The sequence below is a fragment of the Gilliamella sp. Choc5-1 genome, assembly GCF_001690595.1.
GTDB classification, from domain to species: domain Bacteria; phylum Pseudomonadota; class Gammaproteobacteria; order Enterobacterales; family Orbaceae; genus Gilliamella; species Gilliamella apicola_M.
Genome location: NZ_LZHH01000058.1, coordinates 1 through 5377 on the forward strand (window position 1 = coordinate 1; position 5377 = coordinate 5377).

General features: G+C 37.1%; 11 protein-coding genes. All 11 read left to right on the plus strand.

Annotated features, from left to right (window positions below; translation table 11 throughout):
* Window positions 1-997: RHS repeat-associated core domain-containing protein (locus tag A9G35_RS13670; protein ID WP_218057213.1), on the plus strand; the 997-nt coding region annotated here is incomplete at its 5' end.
* A complete protein-coding gene (locus A9G35_RS05750; protein WP_065636049.1) occupies window positions 994-1464 on the plus strand; it encodes an SMI1/KNR4 family protein in 471 nt (156 codons plus the stop codon). The genes A9G35_RS13670 and A9G35_RS05750, both read left to right, overlap by 4 nt.
* Before the next feature lie 207 nt (window positions 1465-1671).
* Window positions 1672-1902: an RHS repeat domain-containing protein gene (locus A9G35_RS12855; RefSeq protein ID WP_176701392.1), complete on the plus strand. Its 231-nt coding sequence runs from the start codon at window positions 1672-1674 to the stop codon at window positions 1900-1902.
* On the plus strand, window positions 1899-2906 hold the full coding sequence (locus A9G35_RS13975) for an RHS repeat-associated core domain-containing protein (protein WP_081300123.1): 1008 nt from the start codon (window positions 1899-1901) through the stop codon (window positions 2904-2906). The genes A9G35_RS12855 and A9G35_RS13975 overlap by 4 nt, the downstream gene beginning before the upstream one ends.
* A gap of 2 nt (window positions 2907-2908) precedes the next feature.
* The gene (locus tag A9G35_RS05760) at window positions 2909-3295 is read left to right on the plus strand and encodes a hypothetical protein (protein WP_065636051.1); all 387 of its coding nucleotides are present in this window, start codon (window positions 2909-2911) and stop codon (window positions 3293-3295) included.
* Window positions 3296-3513: 218 nt separating this feature from the next.
* Window positions 3514-3588 carry a hypothetical protein gene (locus tag A9G35_RS14105; protein WP_442903172.1) on the plus strand — a complete coding sequence of 25 codons (75 nt, stop codon included), beginning with the start codon at window positions 3514-3516 and terminating at the stop codon, window positions 3586-3588.
* Window positions 3589-3590: 2 nt separating this feature from the next.
* Window positions 3591-3974 (plus strand): hypothetical protein, encoded by a 384-nt coding sequence (locus tag A9G35_RS05765; RefSeq protein ID WP_065636052.1) that lies wholly within the window; start codon window positions 3591-3593, stop codon window positions 3972-3974.
* A gap of 196 nt (window positions 3975-4170) precedes the next feature.
* Window positions 4171-4269, plus strand: a complete 99-nt coding sequence (locus A9G35_RS13445) for an HNH endonuclease (protein ID WP_176701393.1) — start codon at window positions 4171-4173, stop codon at window positions 4267-4269.
* Window positions 4270-4271: 2 nt separating this feature from the next.
* The gene (locus tag A9G35_RS05770; protein ID WP_065636053.1) at window positions 4272-4658 is read left to right on the plus strand and encodes a hypothetical protein; all 387 of its coding nucleotides are present in this window, start codon (window positions 4272-4274) and stop codon (window positions 4656-4658) included.
* Window positions 4659-4718: 60 nt separating this feature from the next.
* Window positions 4719-5042: an RHS repeat domain-containing protein gene (locus A9G35_RS05775; protein WP_065636054.1), complete on the plus strand. Its 324-nt coding sequence runs from the start codon at window positions 4719-4721 to the stop codon at window positions 5040-5042.
* Window positions 5039-5377: RHS domain-containing protein (locus A9G35_RS05780; RefSeq protein ID WP_176701394.1), on the plus strand; the 339-nt coding region annotated here is incomplete at its 3' end. The genes A9G35_RS05775 and A9G35_RS05780, both read left to right, overlap by 4 nt.

A 5377-nucleotide genomic window follows, 5' to 3' on the forward strand; every position in this document is an offset into this window, starting at 1 on the left:
TTTTTTATTCGTCTCATCCATGAGACTCACCCTTGCAAGGCCAACGCTAAAGCGTTGTTCAAATTTGTTCCAGACAAATTTGTGGCAAGACCATAAATTAATTGCAGAATGTGCCGATAACGATAAGTTCTGGCGAAGTTATATTTATGAACCCGATAGCCATCGACCCCTTGCCCAAATCCTTGGAAAAGCAGGACAGTCAGAAAAGTTAAAAACCTACTGGTATCAAAATAACTACTTAGGTACTCCTCATCGCCTTACAGACAGCCTTGGCGACACTGTCTATGAATGCGAATACAGCGCCTATGGCGAAATCACCCATGAACACTGGCCACAAGCTGAAAATAATATTAAACCCATCAATCCACTCAGATTTCAAGGACAATATTTTGATGAGGAGACAGGTTTACATTATAATATTAATCGCTATTACGACCCATTTACAGGCAGATATATCACCCAAGATCCGCTCGGTATACTAGGCGGACTAAATAGTTACCAATATGCCGGTAGTGATCCGATAAATTGGGTTGATCCGTTAGGATTACTTAAAATTGAAGATAGTGGTTTTGAGGGGATAGCAGGAAAAGGAACGAATGGAGCACCTCAAGCTGATTCAGCAAAATATTTTGGGCAAGAGCGACAGTATTGGACAAAAGATCCTATAGAATTTAATGGTAATAAAGTTTACCAACGCAATGATTTGTTTGATCCGAATGCTGTTGATGCAAAAGGTAGAACTAATATTCAGAGAATGGAGTTGGGTTATGCTCCATTAGATAAAAACAGGCAGCCGATTAACTTGCATCATATGATTCAGCGACAAGATGGTCCTATAGCAGAAGTTACACAATCATTCCATCAACAAAATAAAGGCGTGATTCATATTAATCCAAATACGATTCCTTCTGGAATAAATCGGAGACAATTTAACAAATGGCGCTCTAATTATTGGATAAATAGAGCAATGATTTTAAAAAACAGGTATAAATTATGAGTTTATTAGATGTCAAAGAAACAATAAAAATTATTAATCAAGATCCTACTTCATCTGATTTTTGTGGGCATAAAGATTTAACAATAATCCGATTGGCTGAAAAAACTTTAGGAATAAAATTTCCTGAAAGCTATCAGTATTTTTTAGAAAATTTAGGATGTGGTGGAATATATGGACAAGAATTTTATGGAATAATTAATGATGATTTTATTAATTCTGGTATACCTGATGCAGTTTGGTTTACTTTACAACAGAGAAAGGAATCAGGACTTCCTGATTACTTGGTGATTGTCTATTTTGGCGGAGATGGTGACTATTATGCTATTGACTGCCGTGATCCTAATAATGCGCCTATTGTTTATTGGGAACCGGGATCATCTAAGGAAAATGATAAATTGCACAAAATAGCTGATGATTTTGGTGTATTTTTTAAAGAGACAATTTTAAATGCTAAAGAAAGTTGGTGATTAGTTATGAATTTTTTGCAGTTCTGCAATATATTTAGCAAAACTAAGTAATTTTTATCAACTATAATATTTAAATTGCAATTTCCACCACTAACTTGCCCTGCTCGGTTTTAATGATAAGCAGAAAAGAGTTATCTACTTTTCTGCTTTTTTTATGCAAACTTAAAAATACAGTATTGTGGCATTACAGGCAACCGCCTAACCTTTTTGATTGACAAACACTTTGACTATAACCGCTTTGGTAATCTGATTGTCGAAAAGCGCGGAAAAGACCACAGCCTAGTCACCCACTATGAGTACGACTGCCGGCACCAGTTAATCAAAGTGATTAAGCCGACAGGGCTCATTATCACCTACACCTATGATGCCTTTAATCGACGTACCAGTAAAACGGTAGACGGCAAAACCACCGAATTTTTTTATTCGTCTCATCCATGAGACTCACCCTTGCAAGGCCAACGCTAAAGCGTTGTTCAAATTTGTTCCAGACAAATTTGTGGCAAGACCATAAATTAATTGCAGAATGTGCCGATAACGATAAATTTTGGCGAAGTTATATTTATGAACCCGATAGCCATCGACCACTAGCCCAAATCCTTGGAAAAGCAGGACAGTCAGAAAAGTTAAAAACCTATTGGTATCAAAATAACTACTTAGGTACGCCTCATCGTCTTACAGACAGCCTTGGCGAAACTGTTTATGAATGCGAATACAGCGCCTATGGCGAAATCATCCATGAACATTGGCCACAAGCTGAAAATAATATTAAACCCATCAATCCACTCAGATTTCAGGGACAATATTATGATGAAGAAACCAGTTTACATTATAATCTTAATCGCTATTACGCTCCTAATCTGGGTCGATTTATTACCCAAGATCCGGCTAAACTTTATGGTGGATTAAATAGCTATCAATATTGTTTTAATCCGATTATCTGGATTGACCCGCTTGGGTTACTTGCTGGTTTAGGGAGCCATGCGCCTTATGATCCCCACCTTGTGCGCAAGCAGTTAGAAGAACTATACGGCCCCGGTAATGTGGTTTCTAACACCGTTCCATTGCCAAATAATAAAAATGTTAAATTAAGAGGTCAGCGACATCCTAAATCCAGAATTGTGTTTGACAATAGGGGATTAGGTATTTTTGATGATATTGCACGATATGATACCGTGTTACCAAGTGCTGAATTTTACAATAAAAGTTATCGAGGCCAAATGAAAATGGCAACTGAAGATTTACGAAGAGCTATCCAACGGGGAGAAGTAAATCCTGGGATATTTACACCAGAGCAGTTAAAAGCAATTAATGCCGGTAAATCTAAAATACCTGATTATATTTGGCATCATCATCAACATCGCGCTAGAATGCAACTGGTTCCAGATAGAGCGCATTTAAAGACAGGTCACATAGGTGGCGAAGCATTATCTAAGGGGAAATAAATATGTTAGGGTTAGTAAAAGGCAATGATCAGACTATTGGTTTTGTATATTCTTGTTTATTATCTGGTATTATCAATATGGATGAGGTCAATCGTTGGGCAGAAAAAGTCATTGGTGAAAATGAAGTAAGCGATTTACCCGATTATATTTTTGATGTGATTGATTTTAAAGGAGAAGTAAGAGAGTTAGAGCGCTTGATCGGATTTTTCCCTAACTGGAGATGCACAAAAGCGCAAGATAGGGCGGTTTATGGCATAGCGGTCAAAAGAGGGGAAAAATTATCTCAAGACGATGTCTCATTTAATGAAGAACAAGCATTAGAAGCTTTAAAAAAACACCCAGAAGTCGAAAAATTGTTCAGAGAGACATTCCCTTTTATCGATTTTTAATTGTTTAATTCGTCAGCTTATATTTCTACCATAAGAATGAGTAGAATTTTCGCTAGCATGACGAGCAGAAAAGATTTATTTACTTTTCTGCTTTTTTTATGTGACCTTAAAAATACGGTATTGTGGCATTACAGGCAACCGCCTGACCTTTTTTAGTGACAAACACTTTGAGTATGACCGCTTTGGTAATCTGATTGTCGAAAAGCGCGGAAAATAGAATGCAACTGGTTCCATCAAAAAAACATTTAGAAACAGGCCATATAGGTGGCGAAGCATTATCTAAGGGGAAATAAATATGTTAGGATTAGTAAGAAATGATCGGACTATTGGTTTTGTATATTATTGTTTACTATGTGGTGTTATCAATATGGATGAGGTCAATCGTTGGGCAGAAAAGGTCATTGGCGAAAATGAAGTAAGTGATTTACCCGATTATATTTTTGATTTGATTGATTTTAAAGGAATAATTACTGAGTTAGAACGCTTGATCGGATTTTATCCTTGCTGGAGATGCACGAAAGCGCAAAGAATGGCTGTTTATGGTATAAGAGTAAGGAGAGGTCGAAAGTTACGCAAAGACGATGTATCTTTTAATGAAGAACAAGCATTAGAAGCCTTAAAAAAACACCCAGAAATCGAAAAATTGTTCAGGGAAACATTCCCATTTATCGATCTTTAATCATTTTATCCATCAGCTTATATCGCTACTACAAGAAGAATGGTTAGGATGTTCGCTAGGATGATAAGCAGAAAAGAGTTATCTACTTTTCTGCTTTTTTATGCAAACTTAAAAATACAGTATTGTGGCATTACAGGCAACCGCCTGACCTTTTTTAGTGACAAACACTTTGACTATAACCGCTTTGGTAACCTTATTGTCGAAAAACACGGAAAATAGAATGCAACTGGTTCCATCAAGAGAACATTTAGAAACAGGCCATATAGGTGGCGAAGCATTATCTAAGGGGAAATAAATATGTTAGGATTAGTAAAAGGCAATGATCAGACTATTGGTTTTGTATATTATTGTTTACTATGTGGTGTTATCAATATGGATGAGGTCAATCGTTGGGCCGAAAAAGTCATTGGCGAAAATGAAGTAAGTGATTTACCCGATTATATTTTTGATTTGATTGATTTTAAAGGAGAAGTAACAGAATTACGAAGATTGATCGGTTTGTTTCCTTCTTGGGAGTGCACAAAAGCGCAAGATAGAGCTGTTTGTGGCATAGCGGTAAAAAGAGGAGAAAAATTGTCTCAAGACGATGTATCTTTTAATGAAGAACAAGCATTAGAAGCCTTAAAAAAACACCCAGAAATCGAAAAATTGTTCAGGGAAACATTCCCATTTATCGATCTTTAATCATTTTATCCATCAGCTTATATCGCTACTATAAGAAGAATGGTTAGGATGTTCGCTAGGATGATAAGCAGAAAAGAGTTATCTACTTTTCTGCTTTTTTATGCAAACTTAAAAATACAGTATTATGGCATTACAGGCAACCGCCTGACCTTTTTTAGTGACAAACACTTTGAGTATGACCGCTTTGGTAACCTGATTGCCGAAAAACGTGGAAAAAATCACAGTCTAGTTACCCACTATGAGTACGACTGCCGGCACCGGTTAATCAAAGTGATTAAGCCGACAGGGCTCATTATCACCTATACTTATGATGCCTTTAATCGGCGTACTAGCAAAACCGTGGATGGTAAAACCACCGAATTTTTGTATTCGTCTCATCCATGAGACTCACCCTTGCAAGGCCAACGCTAAAGCGTTGTTCAAATTTGTTCCAGACAAATTTGTGGCAAGACCATAAATTAATTGCAGAATGTGCCGATAACGATAAATTCTGGCGAAGTTATATTTATGAACCCGATAGCCATCGACCCCTTGCCCAAATCCTTGGAAAAGCAGGACAGTCAGAAAAGTTAAAAACCTACTGGTATCAAAATAACTACTTAGGCACTCCTCATCGCCTTACAGACAGCCTTGGCGACACTGTCTATGAATGCGAATACAGCGCCTATGGCGAAATCACCTATGAACACTGGCCACAAGCTGAAAATAATATTAAACCC